Genomic DNA, 20,937 nt, shown 5'->3' on the forward strand with positions numbered 1-20,937 from the left:
CCCGCACCTTAGTCTGCGGTCAGCAGCGGCGGTTTCGACCCCGAGATCCGAGGTTTCGTCATTTCTTCAACATTGATCACCAGTTCACCGTCGTGGACGGCAACCTTGGCAATCCCGCCCTTGGTCAGCTTTCCGAACAGCAATTCTTCGGCCAAAGGCTTTTTGATGTGCTCTTGGATCACACGGCCCAGCGGGCGCGCTCCCATTTTGTCATCATAACCTTTTTCAGCCAACCAATTGGCGGCTTCTGGTGTCAGTTCGATATGCACATTGCGATCAATAAGCTGAGCTTCAAGTTGCAGCACGAATTTATCGACCACTTGCAAGATTGTGTCGCGTGGTAGCGGCGCAAAGCTTACGACCGCGTCCAAGCGGTTGCGGAACTCTGGTGTGAACGTGCGTTCAATCGCGGCGGTGTCTTCCCCCTCACGACGGTCGCGTCCGAAGCCGATGGCCGCCTTGGCCATATCCGATGCACCCGCGTTTGACGTCATGATCAATATCACATTCCGGAAATCAACTTTACGCCCGTTGTGATCCGTAAGTTTGCCGTTATCCATAACCTGCAGCAGGATGTTAAAGACATCGGGATGTGCTTTTTCGATCTCATCAAGAAGCAAGACACAATGCGGGTGCTGATCCACACTGTCGGTCAAAAGCCCGCCTTGATCAAACCCGACATAGCCCGGAGGTGCACCGATCAGACGGCTCACCGCATGTTTTTCCATGTATTCGGACATGTCAAAGCGCATCAGCTCGACACCAAGCGTATCGGCCAATTGCTTAGCGACCTCGGTTTTGCCTACGCCAGTTGGCCCGGCAAACAGGTAGTTGCCAATGGGTTTCTCAGGTTCGCGCAAACCGGCCCGCGCCAGCTTGATCGAGCTGGCCAGAACCTCAATCGCTTTATCTTGACCAAAGACCACCCGCTTAAGCGACTTTTCCAAATCCCGCAGCACTTCCGCATCGTCTTTAGACACGTTCTTCGGTGGAATGCGGGCGATTTTGGCCACGACATTTTCGATATCCTTTGGCCCGATCGTCTTGCGACGCTTAGAATCGGGCATCAGATGCTGTGCGGCACCCGCCTCATCAATCACGTCAATCGCCTTATCAGGCAGTTTGCGATCATGAATATAGCGTGCGGACAATTCGACAGCGGTCTTGATGGAGTCATTCGTGTAGCGAATATCATGATGGGTTTCAAAATATGGCTTAAGCCCCATCAGGATTTTCACCGAATCCGCAGTTGACGGTTCATTCACGTCAATTTTCTGGAAGCGGCGGCTTAGCGCGCGATCCTTCTCAAAATGTTGGCGGAATTCTTTATAGGTCGTCGACCCCATGCAACGCAATTTCCCGCCCGAAAGCGAGGGTTTCAAAAGGTTCGACGCATCCATCGCCCCGCCGGATGTCGCCCCAGCACCGATCACGGTGTGGATTTCATCAATGAATAAAATTGCATCCGGGTGGTCTTCCAGCTCTTTAACAACGGCCTTCAGACGCTCTTCAAAATCACCGCGATAACGGGTACCTGCCAGCAACGCGCCCATATCAAGCGAGAAGATGATCGTTTTGGACAGAATGTCCGGTGTTTCACCACGGGTAATTTTCAGGGCAAGACCTTCGGCAATCGCTGTCTTCCCCACGCCGGGATCGCCGACCAACAACGGGTTGTTTTTACGACGACGGCACAGAACCTGAATACAGCGTTCAACTTCGGATTCGCGCCCAATCAACGGGTCAATGTCACCCTTTTGCGATTTTGCATTCAAATCTACGCAGTATTTCGCAAGCGCGGATTCTTTGTTTTCAGCAGGGTTCGGGCCGGTCTCGGCCTTTTGCTGCTCTTGTTCTTCGGCACCCGTAATCGGGCGAGCTTCGCCAAATTCCGGGTCCTTCGCCACACCATGGGCAATGAAATTCACCGCATCATAGCGAGTCATATCCTGCTCTTGCAGGAAAAATGCTGCATTTGATTCGCGTTCGGCAAAGATTGCGACCAGCACATTTGCGCCGGTCACTTCGGTTCGACCCGAAGATTGTACGTGAATCGCAGCGCGTTGAATCACGCGTTGAAAGGCCGCGGTCGGCACGGCTTCGGACCCCTCAACCTCGGTGATCAGGGTCGACAAATCATCATCAATGAATTCAGTGAGTGTCTGACGTAATTCATCCAGATCGACCGAACACGCCCGCATCACGCGGTTCGCGTCGGGTTCATCGATCAGCGCCAGCAGCAGATGTTCCAAAGTCGCCAGCTCATGGCGGCGTGCATTGGCGAGCGCCAGCGCACCATGGATCGCTTGTTCGAGAGTGGTCGAGAACGATGGCATATGGTGCTCCTTATCCTGTGTGACGACGGCACCGACTATCACCGGCCCGAAGCCCATCATGGCCTCATAGGTTTAAGTTTCGGTGGAAATCGCTCGGCTTCAAGCCCCTTCGCAACAAAAACCGTTCACGATTTAGGCTGTGCCTTAAAAGTAAACAGACGGTTACGAATTTGGGATCCGTCGTGGCTTGGAACGCAATATGGGACCGATATGTTCTGTTTTCAACGGCTGAGCGACGAAGAGTTATTTTTTTCTTCACGCGTGGCATCTGCCACCGGGTCGGGGATGTGATTCAGTAGATGTCCGATAAGGTCGGTTCGGGTGATCACCCCGGCGAGTCGGTCGCCCGATCTCACCGGCACCATACGGGCCACATGGTGCGAAAACCGTTCCAACAGGGCCGCGATTGGGATTTGTCCGTCGACGGTGACGACATTTGTCGCCATCAACGCCTGCGCCTCGGCCTCTTGTGGGGCAGGGCGCAAACGAAACGAGGTGCGCATTGCCGCCAGATCGGCCGACATCCGCGCCATTACAGGGCCATAATCCACAACGCCCAGAAAGCGCCCGGCAGGATCCACCACAGGAAGGCTTTTGATCCCCAGCGCCGTCATCTTGCGTACGATTTCAGACAATGGCGCCTCGGGGGTGACCGTCACTGGCGCGCGGGTCATCAGATCTTGCACAAGTGTGCCTTGCAGCAAGGCTTCGGTTGCGTGATGTTCGGCCGCCGCCATGACGCGCGCCATATCAGCTGTTGAGATGTTGGCAGATTGTTGCAGGTCCAGCAGGATCTTTTGCAGCGCCTTTTCGTCCAGCTCTCGGGCAGGACCCGTTGTGCGATGGCGCAGGGCCGGCGCCAGGCTTAGCGGTTTGATTGGGTAATGAATGCCAAAGGCGCGGTTCCACAGCATCGCGCAAAGGATCAACAGTAATGTGACCGTACCAATCGGAAACAACGCGAAGGAAAACGGCAGGCTGCGCCCGGCTTCAAATTCCATTACCGCCAATAGCGCGATCCCCGCCGCCGGAGGGTGTAAGGCGCGACAAGCCTGCATCGCCGCAATCGCGCCAGCCACGGCCAACCCATCCGCATAGGGCGGTGGCACCCATCGTAAGATTGCCACGGACACGGTTGCAGAAATCAACATCCCAAAGAAAGCCGCCCACGGTTGCGCCAATGGGGAGTTGGGCAAAACAAACAACAACACCGCCGCAGAGCCAAAACTGGACACCAGATAGAAATCTGCCGCGTCAGATTGGTGCAGCTGCCGAATGACCAATGCCACCAATAACACTGCAAGCCCTGCACCAAGGGCACCGCGAAGGATGTCGACCATGCGTCGCCGTCCCATCGGTGGCCCGAACCGGGTTGCGAACCGGGACAATGATGCGGGCAGTGAGGGCAGGGCTGACATAGGGCGCGGAGTCTCCGAAGGTCGCGAAATTAAAAATTGTCTTTGGCGGCCCGCGCGGCGGTAAAGACCTCCAGTGGTGCTGCATCACCTGGCAACCCCAGTGCAGCTTTTAAACCTGGATCGCGGGACCGCATGAACGGGTTGGTGGTCTTTTCCAATGCCAAAGTCGAGGGCACGGTGGGCTGTTTTTGTGCGCGCCGATCCAATGTATCGCGCATGCGCATGCGACAGGCGCGGTTGTCTGGCTCCAAATGCAATGCGAATTTTCCGTTTGCTTCGGTATATTCATGCCCCGAGCAGATCAGCATCTCATCAGGCAGCTGCGCCAATCGCTCCAAGGCGCCGAACATTTGTGTCGGGCTGCCCTCAAACAGGCGTCCGCAGCCCCAGCTCATCAAGCTATCGCCGGAAAACAGCAGGTATGATTGCGGGAACACATAGGCGATATGACCCACCGTGTGGCCGGGTACCTCCAACACTTCAACTTCTTCGGTGCCAATCTTTATGGTATCACCCGCACCCACTGCCACATCTAGTGAGGGCAGCCGATGTGCATCGGCCCCCGCGCCAATCACCTTTGCGCCCGTGGCCGAGGCCACAGCCTGCACTCCGGCAATATGATCGTCATGGTGATGTGTCAGCAATATATGATTCAGCTTATAACCCAAGGAATTCAGCGCGCTCATGATTGGGGCGGCGTCTGGGACATCGACCACGCAGGTCGTGTCTGTGCCGGGGTCATGCAAGATATAGGCATAATTATCCGACAGGCAGGGGATGATCGACAATTCAACTGGCATGGTGTTTCTTGTTACCTTCACTATGTTAAGCGCAGGCTAAGCCCAAGGAGACCCGGTTCGCAATGCACCTTGATGTCCTAGACTTGCGAAATTTCTATTACCGCACCCAGCTTGGGCGCGCGGCGCAGCGTGCGATCCGTGATCATGTTGTGGACCTGTGGCCGACCAGCGGCACGGGCATGGCCGGTATGACGGTTGCCGGGTTTGGCTTTGCGGTGCCATTGCTACGGCCGTATTTGCAACCGGCCCGGAGGGTTATCGGGCTGATGCCCGCGCAACAAGGCGTGATGCCCTGGCCTGCGGGGGAGCCCAATGTTTCGGCATTATGTGATGAGACATGCTGGCCCCTGGAAACCGGCCGGGTGGATCGTTTGGTGGTGATGCATGGGTTGGAAACATCTGACAATCTGGATGCGATGCTGGCCGAAAGCTGGCGGGTGCTGGGGCCAGGGGGGCGTGCGCTGTTCATCGTGCCCAATCGGGCCGGGCTGTGGGCCCCGCGTGAGACAACGCCTTTTGGCTTTGGCAGGCCCTATACGTTGACGCAGTTGGATCAGACAGTGCGCCGGGCAGGCTTTGTGCCCGAACGCCATGCTGCGGCGCTGTATATTCCGCCGTCACATCGTAAGTTTTGGCTGCGCTCTGCCGCGATGTGGGAGCGGGTGGGCACACGTGTTTCGGGTCTGTTAGCTGCTGGCGTGGTGATGTTGGAGGTGTCGAAGCAAGTGGCGCAGCCGCGCAAACCGGGCTTGGGCGCGGCGGTGCGCAAGCCGCTTTCGATCCTGGAAGGGGCGGGAAAACCGATCGCGGACGCATTTTAGCGCCCAGATGATTTTGCAGAGCACCTTTGCAATTTTGCCGCGATCAACCGCGCGTCAGGGATATAAAATCCACAGCCCTGCGCATTGATTCCTTGAATACCGTCATCAACGCGGGATTGACGTAAGGTAATCGTTAAAATTTTGTGAATCACAAAGAAGTTTTTATCCTCCATTGGTCGCATGATACCGTCTTAGGCCGTGTAACCCGTGCAAGCTGCGCCTTTATTTCCCCCTGTTGGCGTTGAGAAATACAGATTTGATGGGTCAATACGCGAAAGCAGCAAAATCAACGCGGCGATATCACATCTCAGTGCGCAAGAAGGTTGCGAGGGGGGGGAGGCTCTGTTACATGCAAAGCCGATATAGAGATGTGCGACACGCGCCATCTCAAGGGGAGACCTCTGACTTGACGTGATTTATCCATCTGGATGAGCACGCAGGAATGGGGCCAGAGCATCGGAAGGGTGGACGTGTCCGAACCAGCTTCGATTTCCGCAGGCATTGCCGGTCGCTATGCGACGGCGATTTTTGAACTTTCCAAAGAGGCCGGTCAGATTGACGCGTTTGAAAGCGACGTATCCAATCTGAAAGCCGCGTTGGCAGATTCCGCAGATCTTCGTGATCTGATTGCGAATGCCACATATACGCGCGCGCAGCAGGCAACAGGTATTGCGTCGGTTGGTCAGGCCATGGGTCTGAGCCAGTCGATGGCAGGCGGTTTGGGCCTTATGGCCACCAAGCGTCGCTTGTTTGCATTGCCGCATTTGCTGACCGCTTTGGCTGATGCAATCGCATTGGAAAAAGGCGAGGTCACTGCAGATGTGATCGCCGCCACAACATTGACTGACGAGCAAAAAGGCCGCTTGGCCGATGCTTTGCAGTCGAAGACGGGTAAAACCGTCAAACTCAACGTTGCCGTCGATGAAAGCCTCATCGGTGGTATGATCGTTAAGCTGGGTTCGCGCATGATCGATACGTCGGTTAGCTCGAAGCTCGCTTCCCTCACGAACACCATGAAAGAGGTTGGATAATGGGTATCCAGGCAGCTGAGATCTCTGCGATCCTCAAGGAGCAGATCAAGAATTTCGGGCAGGACGCCCAAGTGGCCGAAGTTGGTCGTGTGCTTTCCGTCGGTGACGGTATCGCGCGCGTTCACGGCCTCGACAACGTCCAGGCTGGCGAAATGGTTGAATTCCCCGGTGGTATCCGCGGAATGGCACTGAACCTTGAGGTCGACAACGTCGGTATCGTTATTTTTGGGTCCGACCGCGACATCAAAGAAGGCGATACCGTTAAGCGCACGAACTCCATCGTGGACGTTCCTGCCGGCGAAGGCCTTCTGGGTCGCGTCGTTGACGGTCTGGGCAACCCGCTCGACGGGAAAGGTCCGATTGAATATACCGAGCGTCGCATCGCCGACGTGAAGGCTCCGGGCATCATCCCGCGTAAATCGGTTCATGAACCGATGGCGACAGGCCTGAAATCGGTTGATGCAATGATTCCCGTTGGCCGTGGCCAGCGTGAATTGATCATCGGTGACCGTCAGACAGGTAAAACCGCGATCGCGCTCGACACCATTCTGAACCAGAAGGTGTATAACGACGCGAACCCAGAAAACGCTTTGCACTGCTTCTATGTTGCAATCGGTCAGAAACGTTCGACCGTGGCGCAGCTGGTGAAGAAGTTGGAAGAAACCGGCGCGATGGCTTACACCACCGTGATCGCCGCAACCGCTTCCGACCCTGCACCGATGCAGTATCTTGCGCCTTATTCGGCGACCGCGATGGCGGAATATTTCCGCGATAACGGCAAGCATGCGCTGATCATCTATGATGATTTGACCAAGCAGGCTGTGTCCTATCGTCAGATGTCGCTGTTGCTGCGCCGCCCACCGGGCCGTGAAGCTTTCCCAGGCGACGTTTTCTATCTTCACTCGCGCCTGCTTGAGCGTTCGTCGAAACTGAACGACGATTTCGGCAATGGCTCCTTGACCGCGCTTCCGGTCATCGAAACTCAGGGCGGCGACGTTTCGGCGTTTATTCCGACCAACGTGATTTCGATCACTGACGGTCAGATCTTCCTTGAAACCGATCTGTTCTATCAGGGCATCCGCCCCGCTGTGAACACCGGTTTGTCGGTATCGCGTGTTGGTTCGTCCGCACAGACCAATTCGATGAAGACCGTTGCAGGTCCTGTTAAGTTGGAACTGGCGCAGTATCGTGAAATGGCGGCCTTTGCTCAGTTCGGTTCGGATCTTGATGCCGCAACCCAGAAACTGCTGAACCGTGGCGCGCGTTTGACCGAGCTGATGAAACAGCCGCAATACTCGCCGCTGACCAACGCAGAAATCGTCGCTGTCATCTTTGCAGGTACTCAGGGCTTCCTGGACAACGTGCCGGTCAAAGAAGTGGGTCGTTGGGAAGCTGGTCTTCTTGCGTATCTGCGCGGCACGCGTCGTGACATTCTTGACTGGATCACCAATGATGACCCAAAAATCAAGGGCGATGCAGCGGATAAACTCAAGGCGGCTATCGAAGAATTCGCCAAGACCTTCGCGTAACCGGCCTGAAAGGACAGGGACATGCCCAGCCTTAAGGACCTAAAAAACCGGATCTCCAGTGTTAAGAACACGCGGAAGATCACGAAAGCGATGCAAATGGTCGCGGCGGCAAAGCTCCGCCGTGCCCAGGAAGCAGCGGAAAACGCGCGGCCCTATGCCCTGCGGATGAACGCTGTGATGACATCGCTTGCCGCCTCCGTAGGTGGCTCGGATAGCGCGCCCCGGCTTTTAGCCGGGACGGGCAAAGAAGACCGTCACCTTCTGGTGGTGATGACGGCAGAGCGCGGCCTATGCGGCGGCTTTAACGTCAACATCGCAAAGAAGGCAAAGGCGCATGCCGCCAAACTTCGTGCCGAGGGCAAACAGGTGCAAATCCTGACCGTCGGCAAGAAGGGGCGTGATGCGCTGCGTCGTGAATTGGGCGATCTGTTTGTCGCTCATGTTGACCTGTCTGAGGTCAAGCGGATTGGTTATGTCAACGCACAAGAGATCGCCAAAGATCTGTTGCAGCGTTTCGACAATGACGAATTCGACGTGGCGACGATCTTCTACTCGGAGTTCGAAAGCGTTATTTCGCAGGTGCCAACCGCACTTCAGGTTATCCCTGCGAAATTTGATGCTCCTGAAGATGATGCATCGGTATCCTCTCTTTATGAGTATGACCCAAGCGAAGAAGAGATCCTTGCAGATTTGCTTCCGCGCGGTGTCGCTACGCAGATCTTCGCTGCCCTGCTGGAGAATGGTGCATCTGAACAAGGTGCCCGGATGTCGGCAATGGACAACGCAACGCGCAACGCTGGCGAGATGATCGACAAGCTGACCATCGAGTTCAACCGGACGCGTCAGGCGGCGATCACTACCGAGCTTACGGAAATCATTTCGGGCGCCGAAGCGCTCTGACGGAACCGGAGATAAGAAACAATGGCAATGCATGGCAAAGTGACCCAGGTCATCGGCGCTGTCGTGGACGTTCAGTTCGAAGACGGCCTGCCGGCGATCCTGAACGCCCTTGAGACAAGCAACAACGGCAATAAGCTGATTTTGGAAGTTGCTCAGCACCTTGGTGAGAACACTGTTCGCACCATCGCAATGGACGCGACCGAAGGTCTGGTCCGTGGCGCGGCTGTGTCCGATTTGGGCAAGCCGATCAACGTGCCAGTGGGCAACGCGACACTGGGTCGTATCTTGAACGTTATCGGCGAACCCGTTGACGAAAAAGGTCCGGTTGTGGCGGAAGAATCCCGCGCAATTCACCAGAACGCACCTGCGTTCAACGAACAGTCGACGGAATCGTCGATCCTCGTGACCGGCATCAAGGTTATCGACCTTCTCGCGCCTTACTCAAAAGGTGGTAAGATTGGTCTGTTCGGTGGTGCGGGCGTGGGTAAAACCGTTCTCATCATGGAACTGATCAACAACATCGCAAAAGTGCACGCGGGTTTCTCTGTGTTCGCAGGTGTTGGTGAGCGGACTCGTGAAGGTAACGACCTGTATCACGAAATGATCGAATCCGGCGTTATCGTTCCCGACAACCTGTCGGAATCGAAAGTGGCACTGGTTTACGGTCAGATGAACGAACCACCCGGAGCACGTGCGCGTGTGGCATTGACCGGCCTGACCTTGGCCGAGCAGTTCCGCGATCAGTCCGGCACCGATGTTTTGTTCTTCGTGGACAACATCTTCCGCTTTACGCAGGCAGGTTCCGAAGTGTCCGCACTTCTGGGCCGTATCCCGTCCGCTGTGGGTTATCAGCCGACGCTGGCAACCGACATGGGCGCGATGCAAGAGCGCATCACCTCGACGAAAAATGGCTCGATCACTTCGATCCAGGCCGTCTACGTTCCTGCGGATGACCTTACCGACCCTGCACCGGCAACCACATTTGCGCACTTGGATGCAACGACAGTTCTGTCGCGTGCGATCTCCGAACTGGGCATCTACCCTGCGGTTGACCCGCTGGATTCGTCCTCGCGGATTTTGGATCCGGGCATCGTTGGCGAAGAGCACTATAACTGCGCCCGCGAAGTTCAGAACATTCTTCAGCGCTATAAGTCGCTGCAGGACATCATCGCCATCCTTGGCATGGACGAACTGTCGGAAGAAGATAAGCTGACCGTTCAGCGCGCGCGTAAGATTCAGCGTTTCTTGTCGCAGCCTTTCGACGTTGCGAAAGTGTTTACCGGCTCTGACGGTGTTCAGGTTCCGCTGGAAGACACGATCAAATCGTTCAAAGCTGTTGTCGCGGGTGAGTATGATCACTTGCCAGAATCGGCCTTCTATATGGTCGGTGGCATTGACGAAGTGATCGCGAAAGCCGAGAAAATCGCCGCTGCGGCGTAAGGAGGCACCCTGATGGCCAATACGATGCAAGTAGACCTAGTAGCACCCGAGCGGAAGCTTGCGTCCGTTCAGGCGCTAGAGGTTCGCATCCCGGCGGCATCTGGGGACATGACTGTGATGCCGGGCCATGCGCCCGTCATCACCACCTTGCGTCCCGGAAAGCTGACCCTTGTTACCTCAGAGTTCGATCAGGACTATGCGGTGACGGGCGGTTTCGCCGAGATCTCGACAGATGGTGTGAGCATCCTCGCGGAGCGTTCGCTTCCCAGCGCGGAATTCACACAAGAAATGCACGCCGAATTGGTTCTCGAAGCGCGTCGTGCGCATGAAGAGGCCCATCCTTCGGCAGCGGACATCACCGGCAAGTTCTTGGCGGATATGGAAGCGCTTGGGTCACATATGTTTGGTTAATTCCAACATTACCTGCATTTTAAAAAGCCCCGGCATTTGGCCGGGGCTTTTTTATCAGTATCATACCCGAAATAGTTGATCACACCCGAAATAGTTGCCCGTTGAAGACGTTTTCGGGGGACGATTTCGGCGACTGATTTTACCAATGGCATCTGGGGCGAAGCTGGGGCATGGCAACTGTGCTGATTAGGGCGTGTCGCCCGCCACGATGCGGGCCAATCGGCAAAAGGATTCGATGCTCACGCGTTCGGCCCGTTCTGTCGGAGGGATACCTGCGGCTTCGAGCTTGGCTTCAATATCAGGCGCAACCCCTTTGAGAGAGGCGCGTAACATCTTACGGCGCTGATTGAACCCGGCGGCAACAACCCGTGACAAGACGCCGGGGTCAGCTGGAAAACGGGGCTGGGGCAGGGCGGTTAGTCGCACAACGGCAGAATGCACTTTGGGGGCAGGTGAGAATGCCTCTGGTGGCAAAGACATTACGATTTGTGTTGTTGCACGCCATTGCGACAAGATCGCCAGACGCCCATAATGACGATCGCCGGGTTGTGCGACGATCCGTTCTGCAACTTCGCGTTGGAACATCAATGTCAAGGTGGACCATTGCGGCGGCCATTGCGCAGGTGTCAGCCAGCGCACCAGAAGCTCTGTCCCGACATTATAGGGCAGGTTGGCCGCGATCCGATATGGCGGAGTAAGATGGGCGGTAACGTCCACCTCTAATGCGTCGCCTTCGATGATTTGCAGGCGGTCAGGGTAATGTGCCGCGATTTCCTCTAAGGCGGGGATGCAGCGGGGATCTTTTTCAATTGCCAGCACTTTGCGGGCGCCTTCGGCCAAAAGTCCACGGGTTAACCCGCCTGGGCCGGGGCCGATTTCCAACACATCTGTTTCAGACAGGTTGCCCGCCGCGCGGGCGATCTTTGCTGTCAGATTAAGATCGAGCAGAAAGTTCTGCCCAAGTTGTTTTCTGGCGACCAGGTCATGATCGCGGATCACATCACGCAGGGGCGGAAGCCCGTCGATAGCGGCCATGGTCATCTCCTGATGTAGGTGCGGTGGCAATGAAAAGCCGGGGGTTTCACACCCCCGGACCCCCGTGGGATATTTTTAGCAAGATGAAACCGCGCAGATCAGCGGCGGTTCGCCCCCATATGCGAGGCCATTTTCAATGCAGCGATCAGGCTTGCGGGGCTGGCCTGTCCTTTTCCGGCGATGTCGAAAGCGGTGCCGTGATCGGGGGATGTTCGGATGAATGGTAGGCCGAGCGTAACATTCACCCCTTCATCGAAGGCGAGAGTTTTGATCGGGATAAGCGCCTGATCGTGATAAGCGCAGATGGCGGCGTCATATCGTGCGCGGGCGGCTTTGTGAAACATTGTGTCGGCGGGCAGTGGCCCGGTGATCGCATATCCTTCGGCGCGCAGGCTGGCAATTTCATTGGTCATCCAGCTGATTTCTTCAGTGCCCATCGCGCCACCTTCGCCAGCATGGGGGTTAAGCCCAGCGATGGCAATGCGGGGATTTTCCAGGCCGAAATCGCGCTTGAGCCCTTCATAGGTGATGCGCACCGTTTTGCGCAGGCATTCGGCCGTGAAAGCTTTAGGCACATCGGCAAGCGCAATATGGATCGTTGCGGGGACCACGCGCAGCTCTTCACAGGCGAGCATCATCACAACATCCAGACCGCCGGCGAGATGCGCGAGATATTCAGTATGGCCGGGGAAAGTGAAGCCTGCGCCATCTTTGAGGATCTTTTTCGCAATGGGTGCGGTGCATAATGCGCGACCGTCGCCGCGGATCACCAAATCTGTAGCGCGTGCGATAACATCGATCACTGCCTTGGCGTTGTCCAAGGAAGGTTCGCCCGGGATGGCCGCGGCGGGAAATTCATGCGCCAAGACCGGCAGCGCCGCGCCAGCATGGGTTGCCGCTTCGGATGGGTGGGACAATTCCCGAATTTTTGTACCACGCGGGAGGTGTGATGGATCACCGATCCAAACGAAGGGAAGTTGCGCCCCTAAATATTCCCACGCTTTGGCCGCGATTTCAGGGCCGATGCCTGATGGGTCACCGCAGCTAAGGATAACGGGTTGTTCGGCGCGAATGTCTGAGGGCGCAGCCATGTCATATTCCTTGGTCTTTAGATCGGTCGATCAGCGGCGTGTGATCACGGCCTCGGCGCGTAGATCGTCAAGATACCCCTGGGAGAGGCCTTCAAGTTGCTGCTGACGCAGACGGTTTTGTGCGCCATTTCGCAAGGCGTCCTCTGTCGGGGCGTCGTCACCTTGGGTTGCGGGGGGGGCGACTGGGGTGCGTGCGCAAAGCATCACAAGCTCTTGGTTCGCCCCGCGCGTCAACTGTGCAGTTTCGTCGGGGTCAAGTGTCGCCAGAGCAACGGCAATATCACCGGGAAGCTGCGACTGCGGCGTGGTTGTGCGGATCAAGCGATCTGCCGGCAGGCCCTTGGCCACGGTGAACAGGTCATCGCAGCTGTCGCTATTCGCGCGGGCAGAGGCCGCGAAACTGTCGGTTTCCGGCGATCCACTTGGGCCAAGGATCAGCCGGGCATAGTCGATTGTCTGTGGACCTTCGGCACCTTTGGCACCTTCGTCCAGTGCGCGCAGCATGAACACGGCAACCGCATTGGGCAATGAAATGGGCTGTGTGGCCTGACCGGGTTTCAGTGCCAGAACCTGTGCGCGCAGCGGGGAGGGCAGGCGCGAAATCGGCAACCAGTCCAACCGTCCCCCTTGATCACGTGATGCCGAGGCCGACACCTGACGGGCCAATGCACCAAATGCGCCCTCACCTTTGGTTTGGGAGGCGCGGGTGGCGGCGGCCATCGCCTGATCTTCGCGGCCCGGCTGCATGGGGATGATGATTTCTGACATCAGGACGCGCACGGCTGCGCTGCGCTGCGCTTCTGGCCGTAATGCACGGTTGATCTGAATATCCGAGATTTGAACGGTACCGCCGAATTTTTGCTGCATAACGGCGCGCCATTCCAGACCGGCGCGTACAAAGGCGCGGAATGTGCCGGCATCTACGCCACCCTTAGACAGTTCAGCCAGGAACTGTTCGCGGGTCAGATTGGCGCGCGAGGCGAATTCCGCCATCCCGTCATCCACCGCAGCATCATTGACCTTGATCCCCAGCCGCGCGGCCGCAAAGCTGCGCAGCCGATCTTCAATCAGATCATTTTCCGCCTGCGTGCGTAAATCGCCGCGCTGGCCCAATAGAGTCATCATACGGACGCGTTGCTCCAGCTCCCATCCGGTGATGCCGCCGCCGTTCACGGTGATCACCGGTGCGAAGCTTTGCGCAGTGACCATCGCAGGCGACAGTGCCATCCAAAGCGCGGCTGTCGCACAGACCATGCCTTTTGCGAATTTCATCGTCGTGCTGCCCGCCATAGTGCTGCCCATTTCCGTACCCGTCCGTTTTACTATCGTCACTGCACTTATTGCGTGCAGACCTTACGCGCGGCGCTGCCGCTGGATCCCCCAAAGCCTGCCAATTGCAGCGAAACCCCAAGATCCGTGTCGGGGCTTACACTAGAGGAGGACGTGAAGCTGCGCGAGAGGGAAACATCCACCGTCACGCATTCGTTCTGATAACTGACGCCAATCGCGGCATCGGCCATGCGTTCGGCGGTGAAATCATAGCGTGATCCGAAGCTGCCCGACCAGCCGTTGTTCCAATCATAGCTGCCGCCCAACGTAATTTCTGACGCATCATAGGGGCGCAGTTCCGCATCGTTGCTGTCTAGCCAGACATAGCCAATGCTCATGGAATAGCGGTTGGTGCTATGGTGCAAAAACAGCTCCTCGCGTGAGATTGAAAAGGCGTCATCGAACAAGGTCCGGTTCGACAATGTCAATCCGTTTTGTAGCCGCAGATTGGTGGACCATAACCAGTCCGAGCGTTTGCCATCCAAGCCGGTGCCGGGTTCAAACAGGTTCAGATCATCTTCGCGGATGATCTTGCCCACCGTGGTTCCTAGCGACCATCCACTTGCATCATGACGGGTCCAGCTGACGCCCAGATTGGCGCGTAGGCCGCGTTCGCGACGGTCACTGGAAGGGTAATGCGACAGGGCGAATAAATTGCCTTCGTCAAATTCCACCAGCTGGCTGCGTACACCTGGCACCTGTTCCAGATATTTCGGGGACCAGATGACCTGGGCGATTGGTTCAATCACCTGCGCGGCCTGACCCGTGGTCTTCATCCAAGGCCAACGGATTTCAGCGGCGATTTGCGGCTGTGCACGCAGGATCTGATCGGGGTAGGCCGGGTCTTGATACACATCTGTAATATCGCTTGTCAGCTGGCCCGTGGTGCGGGCCAAAACGCCGCTGCCCAAGGACCAATTACGCGACCATGTGGCCGTCATGGCCGCGCTGATCAGATCGCGGCCATCGGGGATGTCATCGGCATCGCTGCCATCTGTGGTCGCGGTGGAAGGACGGCGCAGCGCATAGCTTTCCCAATCCAACACCAGCTCCCCACCCACGGTTTGCGGGCGATACACCTGCACCCATTCCGCTGATGCCGCCAACGCCGGTTGAGTTGAGTTGCTTTCGTCTTCGCGCAGCGAATGGGTGTTTCCCGCGCGTAACCAAACAAGCTGATCAGGTTTGACGCGTTCCAATGTGACACCGGACCAAAGACGGTCTTCACTACTGATCCCGTAATTGTCCAGATAGGCGTCATCGCTGACAAGACGCAGATCGAAATCCAAAGTAAAATCGCGTGGTAGGTCAAAGGTGCCATCGGCAAACAGATAGCCCCGGTCATCGCCTTCACGGATGTTGTCGCGCGAAAACGCACCCGCGATTTCCAGATCTCCACTGTTGAACGCACGACGGTAGCGCAGGTTCAGCGTGCCGGTCTGTTCAGTCGAAACATAGGGCGTAATCAACAAATCTGCGCTTGGGCCTAGTGTCAGGAAATACGGCAGCTTAATTCCGGCGCCAAGGTTTGATGTTGACCGCAAAGTGGGTGCCAGAAGCCCGCTCATCCGGGTCACGGTTGGATCAGGCAGGCGCATTTTCGGCGCCCATAGCAGGGGCACGCCAAGTGCGCGGAACTGGGCATTTTCAAACAGCAGCTGTTGGGCCTGTGCATCATGGGTGATCTTACCTGCGCGGATCTCCCAAAGTGGAGACTCGCCGGTGGCACAGATGGTGCAAGAAGAAGCAATCACGCCGGAAAATTCGGTGATACGCCCACCGTCACGGCGTTCGATCCGTGCGGCGGACAGTTGCAATTCACGTGCCATTACGGCGCGTGCACCCAGCAAAATACCATTCGTCAAATCTCGGTTCATCTCGGCCTGATCGGCCAGAAGCACATCGCCAATTTGGCCGGGCTCGCGGATTGCAATCGGACCCTTCAGTGTAATCTTATCCTGAGCGTCATCATAGATGATGGATTGCGCGGTGACGCGTGTGCCATTGTGATAGATCTCAACCGAGCCCTGCGCGATCAGCTGATCAGATGCCGTCAAGAGGATGCTATCCGCCAGCAATGTGGCCGCGCGGTTCGATGTGGCGCTTTGATTCAGTGGTTTTGCCGTCTGTGCGGGCGTCTGCTGTGGGGCAACGACCGACAGGGCCGCGATCAATGCAGCAGAGCGGGCAAGAAAGCCAAAGGGGCGGGCACGGCGGATCATCTCTCAGCCTTCCTCAAGGTGAAGTAGCAAGGCAAGCGCAAGTAAAAGCGCCACGGCAGGGGGCGTCCACGCGGCCAGCGAAACCGGCAATTGCCCGTTATCGCCCAAAACCTGTGTCACATTTCGCAAGAAAAATACGGCCAAACCAGAGGCCAGGGCCAGCAATACCATCATTCCGGTGCGGCCAAAACGGGTGTGGCGCATGGTGAAACCTGCCGTCAGCAGGACCATCGACACAAAGATCAACGGCAGGGCCAGTTCCATCTGGAACCAGACCAAGTGGCGACGGGTGGAAAATCCGGCATCTTTCAGCCCGCGGATGAATTTCGGCAGATCCCAGATTGCGATCTCATTGGGGTTTCCAAAACTTTCGCGAATGGAGTCGGCAGTCAGGCTGGACGGCAGGTTCAACATCACAGTGCGGCTGGAATCACGTTCCGGGTTCGTAGAGCTGGCAAGCGACCAGTCCTTGGCGTTGAACATTTGCCACGCGCCCGGTGTCAATAAGGCGCGATCCGCTTCGATCCGGCGCACGGGATTGGCGGCGCGGTCAAAGATCATGAAGGTCACATCGAACAGCTCGGTCCCATCGCTGTTGCCACGTTCGGAATGGATCACGGCTTGACCGGGATGAACCGTGCCGCTGCTATCGGTCCATTGCGCGCTTTGGCGCATCCAGACCCCTTCGCGACCAATCGAAATCGTCTCTCGGCCGGTGCCCGAAAGTGTTGCGCTCAACTGTTCATAGCGGTTGGTCAGCGCGGTGATGATCGGGTTTCCGATCGCCACCATAGCGGCCCCCAAAAGGGCCGCGACAACAACCGGGGCCACCAGCATGCGCAGCGCTGAGCGGCCAGCCGCGCGGATCACTACTAACTCAGAACTGCGCGACAGCCCTAAAAACAACACCACCGAAGCCAATACGACAATCAGCGGCAAAATTGCATATAAAGAGGCCGGAACATTCAGCGCAGCCAGACCCGCGGCTTGAAGCAAACTGATCGTACCCTCGGGAAAGCCGCGCAGCTGTTCGATTGTATCAATCAGGATCAAAATGCCCCAAAAACCAAGCAGAACCAATAGGAAGGCCCGCAGAAATTTTCGTGCAATATACAGCGACAAGGTCATGGCGTCGCCCCCTTTTGACGCACGCATCTGGGGCGGGATGCTAAGTGCAGCTCAACCGCACATAGGGTAAACCCTGCAAGAAATGGCGCAAAAATTACCAGCCAATCCTGTGGCCGGTTAAGGGCATATGTTTCTGCGGTGGTGGACAGGGCCTGAACAAGGATCAGGCCCAGGATCGACAACACGATCTGTTTCCATATGCCAAAACGGGAAAATGTCCCGATCATCAGTGCGGCGAAGCCGATCATCGCGGCCACCGGCGCCAAAAGCGCCTGCGTGATCCGCAAGCCGATCTCCAGCACCCGGCGCTGCCCCGTGATACCGATGGCGGTCAAGTCATCGTCAGACATCGCCAGCAGTTCAGGCGTGGTGATTTGATCGACCGAGCGATTGCGCGCGGCCGCCTGGCTGACCGTTTCACCCATATCATAGGTGAAATCGGCAAAACGTGTCACGGACAGGCGTTTGTCTGCATAGGTCAATATCTGCGCCATACCATCCAGCATGACCAGCTTTGGCCCGCTGTCCGAGGGCAAAATCACTGCCTTTTTCGCGGTATATGTTGTTCGCTGCCCCGGTGATCGACTGTCGGACAGATAAAGGTCGGACATTTCGCCACGCTCGGACAGGCCACGGATGAAGATCGTGATGCCGTCTGCGGGATGCTGAAAACTGCCCGGTTGCAGTAGTTTCGCAGAGACATCCTGCGCCACCTGCGCCTGACGCAGTTCCAGCCGGTCCCGTGATACGGGCACCAGAATATGGCTGAGGACAGAAAGCAGTAGCGCGACGATCACACCAAAGGCCAGAACAGGGCGCGCCAAACGCCATGGCGAAGCACCGGTCGCCTGCATGACCACCATTTCTGATTCCGAACTGGCGCGGTTAATCACATAGACAGTTGCAGCAAATGCGGCGATCGGCAGAACGACCCGGATCACATAAGGCAACGTGAGGGCGGTAAATTCCAGCACGACCCATGCTGTTTGGCCATCGGAAATCAGCCGATCGAACAAACGAACAGCGCGGTTTACCCAGTAAACCGAGACCAGAACCAGCGCGAAGAACCCAAAAAGCGCCATGAACTGAGACAAAAGATATCTGTCCAACCGCGTCAACGCGACCTCACCTTTCCCTCTCATTGGGGTTTTATACTCTGTAGCCTGTTGGCGCGGATTGGGAAAGTCCTGCATTTGTCGGTAAGCGGCCTGCTTCCCATTTTCTGCACGCCCGTCTAGGCTTGGCGCCAGCAAAGGCGCAATCACATAGGGTTGCGCGTGAACCTAATGCAAAAATGCAGCACCGGAGGTCTTTTATGCCACATCCCGTCGAAATCCATTTCCGTGACACGGATCTGGAGGCCTTGGCCTCGCATCGCGGTAATATTGCGCTGATCCTTGATCCCAGCAAAGGCTTGGGGGAGACCGGGCGCAGGCTGAACAAACTGACCAAGGGCGCGATCAAACGCGCGGTGGATTCTGAGGGGTTCGCCGCATTGAGCGCGGGTGAGATGGTGCCGATCAGCTGGCCTGCAGGATTGGAAACGGAGCTGGTGCAACTTGTGGCGCTGCCCAAGCGCGCCACCGCAATTGAGGCCCGTAAGGCCGGTGCCGCCATTGCCAAGCGTTTGGGCGCCAAAGGCGCGTTGGTTTTGGCCGATGCCCACGACAAGGCTGCCGATATTTCCTTTGGGCTTGCGTTGCGCGCCTATCGCTTTGACTATCACACGGCCGAAAAACCCGCCTTTGGCGCGGTGGATTTCATGGTTGCCGCGCCAGAGGAGGTTGCTGCGGCTGCCGCACCTTATGCCGCACTGACCGAGGGTGTGTTCTTCACCCGTGATCTGACTGGCGAGCCGGCAAATATCTTAACCACAGATGATTTCGCCGCCCGGCTGGCCGCGATGCAAGAGCTGGGTCTGGAAGTCGATATCTTAGAAGAAGATGAGCTGGAAACCCTGGGCATGCGCGCACTTTTGGGTGTCGGGCAGGGCTCGGAAAGCCCTTCAAAAGTGGTCGTGATGAAATGGATGGGCGGTGGGGATGAACCGCCGCTGGCATTGGTGGGTAAGGGTGTCGTATTCGATACCGGCGGGATTTCGTTGAAGCCATCGGGCGGTATGGAAGATATGACGATGGATATGGGCGGCGCAGGCGTCGTGGCCGGCGTCATGCGCGCACTGGCCTTGCGTAAAGCAAGCGCAAATGTTGTGGGCCTGGTCGGGCTGGTTGAAAACATGCCAGATGGCCGTGCCCAGCGTCCGGGCGATATTGTGACATCCATGAAAGGTGACACGATTGAAATCATCAATACCGATGCCGAAGGGCGGCTCGTGCTGGCGGATGTGCTGTGGTATACGCAAGAAACATTCAAACCCAGTGCGGTGATTGATTTGGCCACATTGACCGGGGCGGTGATTGTCGCGCTGGGGCATGAGAATGCCGGGCTGTTCACCAATGATGACGCTTTGGTCGGCGATATTTTGAAAGCCGCCAAGGCCGAAGGTGAGGGCGCGTGGCATCTGCCATTGGACCCAGCCTATGATGCGCTGATCAAATCCGCCAAAGCCGATGTGAAAAACAGCGGGGGGCGTCATGCTGGGGCAATCACGGCAGCCGCCTTTTTGAAACGCTTTATCAAACCTGAAATCCCGTGGTGCCATATTGATATCGCGGGCGTCGCACAGCGGTCTGAAACGGCACTTGCGCCCAAAGGGGCGACGGGCTGGGGCGTTGTGACGCTGGATCGGTTGATCCGCGACCGGTTTGAGGTCTGATCCCATGGGTGCCGCGCTGTTTTATCATGTCACCCAATCGTCGATTGTGGATGTGGTGGTGAATTTGCTGACTCGCGCTGTGCAGCAGGGCTGGCAGGTGGAACTGCGCGGCACCTCTTTGCCTGCGATGGAACAGATGGATGATCAACTGTGGCGGGCCGGTGGGCCAGCCGAGTTTTTGCCGCATGGGCTGGCGGGGGGGGCGCATGACGCTTTGCAACCTGTTTTGCTGACCACAACATCCGGGGCGACCAGTGGGCGACAGGCCATTTTATCGGTGGATGGTGCCGATGTTCGGCCGGAGGAATTAGACCACCATGATCGGGTTTGGATCTTGTTTGACGGGATGGATGGTGCCGCCGTCACCCATGCGCGCGGGCAATGGAAGGGGCTAACTGGCGCAGGTGCCAAGGCGCAATATTGGTCCGAAGAAAGCGGCCGGTGGGAGAAAAAATCAGAAAGCTAACTGCTGAAATTTACACCGCGTTGCAGCAGTTATGATCAGGCGCATCGCTCTGCCTGTGACGAGCCTCATAGATTCGGCGCGTTTTCGCACGCAATGGCTGCGCTTTGGGCAGTGAATTGCCGGGTTGAGACAATCCTACGATGTCGTGAATTGTAAATTTATGGCGCAAGGGCAGGTTTAATTTACAACCCAAGATGGAGCCTC

Annotated in this window: 17 protein-coding genes; 8 read left to right on the forward strand and 9 right to left on the reverse strand. The window is 57.0% G+C overall.

The features are described from left to right. Positions 1 to 8 precede the first annotated feature (8 nt). From clpA to gloB, 3 genes are all read right to left on the reverse strand, one after another. Positions 9 to 2,336 (reverse strand): ATP-dependent Clp protease ATP-binding subunit ClpA, encoded by a 2,328-nt coding sequence (clpA, locus tag BFP70_RS08380; protein WP_066010889.1) that lies wholly within the window; start codon positions 2,334 to 2,336, stop codon positions 9 to 11. Between the two features lie 221 nt (positions 2,337 to 2,557). Continuing rightward, complete coding sequence (locus tag BFP70_RS08385; protein ID WP_066010890.1) at positions 2,558 to 3,676, reverse strand: HPP family protein; 1,119 nt, start codon at positions 3,674 to 3,676, stop codon at positions 2,558 to 2,560. A 107-nt stretch (positions 3,677 to 3,783) separates the two neighbouring features. Further along, positions 3,784 to 4,554, reverse strand: a complete 771-nt coding sequence (gene gloB, locus BFP70_RS08390) for a hydroxyacylglutathione hydrolase (RefSeq protein ID WP_066010891.1) — start codon at positions 4,552 to 4,554, stop codon at positions 3,784 to 3,786. Between the two features lie 62 nt (positions 4,555 to 4,616). On the opposite strand from gloB, the gene BFP70_RS08395 reads away from it, so the two are divergent. The 6 genes from BFP70_RS08395 to BFP70_RS08425 all read left to right on the forward strand — a co-directional run bounded on the left by BFP70_RS08395 (position 4,617) and on the right by BFP70_RS08425 (position 10,686). Further along, positions 4,617 to 5,375: a class I SAM-dependent methyltransferase gene (locus tag BFP70_RS08395; protein WP_066010892.1), complete on the forward strand. Its 759-nt coding sequence runs from the start codon at positions 4,617 to 4,619 to the stop codon at positions 5,373 to 5,375. 464 nt (positions 5,376 to 5,839) lie between these two features. Then, positions 5,840 to 6,406, forward strand: a complete 567-nt coding sequence (locus BFP70_RS08405; protein WP_066010968.1) for a F0F1 ATP synthase subunit delta — start codon at positions 5,840 to 5,842, stop codon at positions 6,404 to 6,406. Next, entirely contained in the window at positions 6,406 to 7,935 is a 1,530-nt protein-coding gene (gene atpA / locus BFP70_RS08410; protein ID WP_066010894.1) for a F0F1 ATP synthase subunit alpha, read from the forward strand. The genes BFP70_RS08405 and atpA overlap by 1 nt, the downstream gene beginning before the upstream one ends. 21 nt (positions 7,936 to 7,956) lie before the next feature. Continuing rightward, complete coding sequence (locus BFP70_RS08415) at positions 7,957 to 8,835, forward strand: F0F1 ATP synthase subunit gamma (protein ID WP_066010895.1); 879 nt, start codon at positions 7,957 to 7,959, stop codon at positions 8,833 to 8,835. A gap of 21 nt (positions 8,836 to 8,856) precedes the next feature. Continuing rightward, positions 8,857 to 10,275, forward strand: coding sequence for a F0F1 ATP synthase subunit beta (gene atpD / locus BFP70_RS08420; RefSeq protein ID WP_066010896.1), 1,419 nt, complete (start codon positions 8,857 to 8,859; stop codon positions 10,273 to 10,275). Positions 10,276 to 10,287: 12 nt separating this feature from the next. After that, a complete protein-coding gene (locus BFP70_RS08425; protein WP_066010897.1) occupies positions 10,288 to 10,686 on the forward strand; it encodes a F0F1 ATP synthase subunit epsilon in 399 nt (132 codons plus the stop codon). A gap of 186 nt (positions 10,687 to 10,872) precedes the next feature. Here the strand turns inward: BFP70_RS08425 and rsmA are convergent, their stop codons facing one another. The 6 genes from rsmA to lptF all read right to left on the reverse strand — a co-directional run bounded on the left by rsmA (position 10,873) and on the right by lptF (position 18,684). After that, positions 10,873 to 11,721, reverse strand: coding sequence for a 16S rRNA (adenine(1518)-N(6)/adenine(1519)-N(6))-dimethyltransferase RsmA (gene rsmA / locus BFP70_RS08430; protein ID WP_066010898.1), 849 nt, complete (start codon positions 11,719 to 11,721; stop codon positions 10,873 to 10,875). Positions 11,722 to 11,819: 98 nt separating this feature from the next. Beyond that, complete coding sequence (gene pdxA, locus BFP70_RS08435) at positions 11,820 to 12,812, reverse strand: 4-hydroxythreonine-4-phosphate dehydrogenase PdxA (RefSeq protein WP_066010899.1); 993 nt, start codon at positions 12,810 to 12,812, stop codon at positions 11,820 to 11,822. Positions 12,813 to 12,842: 30 nt separating this feature from the next. Further along, entirely contained in the window at positions 12,843 to 14,084 is a 1,242-nt protein-coding gene (locus BFP70_RS08440) for a peptidylprolyl isomerase (RefSeq protein WP_066010969.1), read from the reverse strand. 65 nt (positions 14,085 to 14,149) lie between these two features. After that, a complete protein-coding gene (locus tag BFP70_RS08445) occupies positions 14,150 to 16,363 on the reverse strand; it encodes an LPS-assembly protein LptD (RefSeq protein ID WP_066010900.1) in 2,214 nt (737 codons plus the stop codon). A 3-nt stretch (positions 16,364 to 16,366) separates the two neighbouring features. Then, positions 16,367 to 17,491, reverse strand: coding sequence for an LPS export ABC transporter permease LptG (gene lptG, locus BFP70_RS08450; protein ID WP_066010901.1), 1,125 nt, complete (start codon positions 17,489 to 17,491; stop codon positions 16,367 to 16,369). Next, complete coding sequence (gene lptF, locus BFP70_RS08455) at positions 17,488 to 18,684, reverse strand: LPS export ABC transporter permease LptF (protein WP_255356641.1); 1,197 nt, start codon at positions 18,682 to 18,684, stop codon at positions 17,488 to 17,490. Before lptF ends, lptG begins: the two co-directional genes overlap by 4 nt. Positions 18,685 to 18,806: 122 nt before the next feature. Between lptF and BFP70_RS08460 the strand changes: the two genes are divergently transcribed. Together BFP70_RS08460 and BFP70_RS08465 are read left to right on the forward strand one after the other, a co-directional pair. After that, positions 18,807 to 20,267, forward strand: coding sequence for a leucyl aminopeptidase (locus BFP70_RS08460; RefSeq protein ID WP_066010902.1), 1,461 nt, complete (start codon positions 18,807 to 18,809; stop codon positions 20,265 to 20,267). Between the two features lie 4 nt (positions 20,268 to 20,271). Continuing rightward, entirely contained in the window at positions 20,272 to 20,733 is a 462-nt protein-coding gene (locus tag BFP70_RS08465; protein WP_066010903.1) for a DNA polymerase III subunit chi, read from the forward strand. Positions 20,734 to 20,937 lie beyond the last annotated feature (204 nt).

The organism is Thioclava sp. SK-1, assembly GCF_001705665.1.
GTDB lineage: Bacteria > Pseudomonadota > Alphaproteobacteria > Rhodobacterales > Rhodobacteraceae > Thioclava.

What these genes read in the sequence shown, in the direction of transcription:
- clpA (WP_066010889.1), bottom strand. Translation starts at nt 2,336, where the DNA reads ATGCCATCGTTCTCGACCACTCTCGAACAAGCGATCCATGGTGCGCTG.
- BFP70_RS08385 (WP_066010890.1), bottom strand. Translation starts at nt 3,676, where the DNA reads ATGGTCGACATCCTTCGCGGTGCCCTTGGTGCAGGGCTTGCAGTGTTA.
- gloB (WP_066010891.1), bottom strand. Translation starts at nt 4,554, where the DNA reads ATGCCAGTTGAATTGTCGATCATCCCCTGCCTGTCGGATAATTATGCC.
- BFP70_RS08395 (WP_066010892.1), top strand. Translation starts at nt 4,617, where the DNA reads ATGCACCTTGATGTCCTAGACTTGCGAAATTTCTATTACCGCACCCAG.
- atpA (WP_066010894.1), top strand. Translation starts at nt 6,406, where the DNA reads ATGGGTATCCAGGCAGCTGAGATCTCTGCGATCCTCAAGGAGCAGATC.
- BFP70_RS08415 (WP_066010895.1), top strand. Translation starts at nt 7,957, where the DNA reads ATGCCCAGCCTTAAGGACCTAAAAAACCGGATCTCCAGTGTTAAGAAC.
- atpD (WP_066010896.1), top strand. Translation starts at nt 8,857, where the DNA reads ATGGCAATGCATGGCAAAGTGACCCAGGTCATCGGCGCTGTCGTGGAC.
- BFP70_RS08425 (WP_066010897.1), top strand. Translation starts at nt 10,288, where the DNA reads ATGGCCAATACGATGCAAGTAGACCTAGTAGCACCCGAGCGGAAGCTT.
- rsmA (WP_066010898.1), bottom strand. Translation starts at nt 11,721, where the DNA reads ATGGCCGCTATCGACGGGCTTCCGCCCCTGCGTGATGTGATCCGCGAT.
- pdxA (WP_066010899.1), bottom strand. Translation starts at nt 12,812, where the DNA reads ATGGCTGCGCCCTCAGACATTCGCGCCGAACAACCCGTTATCCTTAGC.
- BFP70_RS08440 (WP_066010969.1), bottom strand. Translation starts at nt 14,084, where the DNA reads ATGAAATTCGCAAAAGGCATGGTCTGTGCGACAGCCGCGCTTTGGATG.
- BFP70_RS08445 (WP_066010900.1), bottom strand. Translation starts at nt 16,363, where the DNA reads ATGATCCGCCGTGCCCGCCCCTTTGGCTTTCTTGCCCGCTCTGCTGCA.
- lptG (WP_066010901.1), bottom strand. Translation starts at nt 17,491, where the DNA reads ATGACCTTGTCGCTGTATATTGCACGAAAATTTCTGCGGGCCTTCCTA.
- lptF (WP_255356641.1), bottom strand. Translation starts at nt 18,684, where the DNA reads ATGCAGGACTTTCCCAATCCGCGCCAACAGGCTACAGAGTATAAAACC.
- BFP70_RS08460 (WP_066010902.1), top strand. Translation starts at nt 18,807, where the DNA reads ATGCCACATCCCGTCGAAATCCATTTCCGTGACACGGATCTGGAGGCC.
- BFP70_RS08465 (WP_066010903.1), top strand. Translation starts at nt 20,272, where the DNA reads ATGGGTGCCGCGCTGTTTTATCATGTCACCCAATCGTCGATTGTGGAT.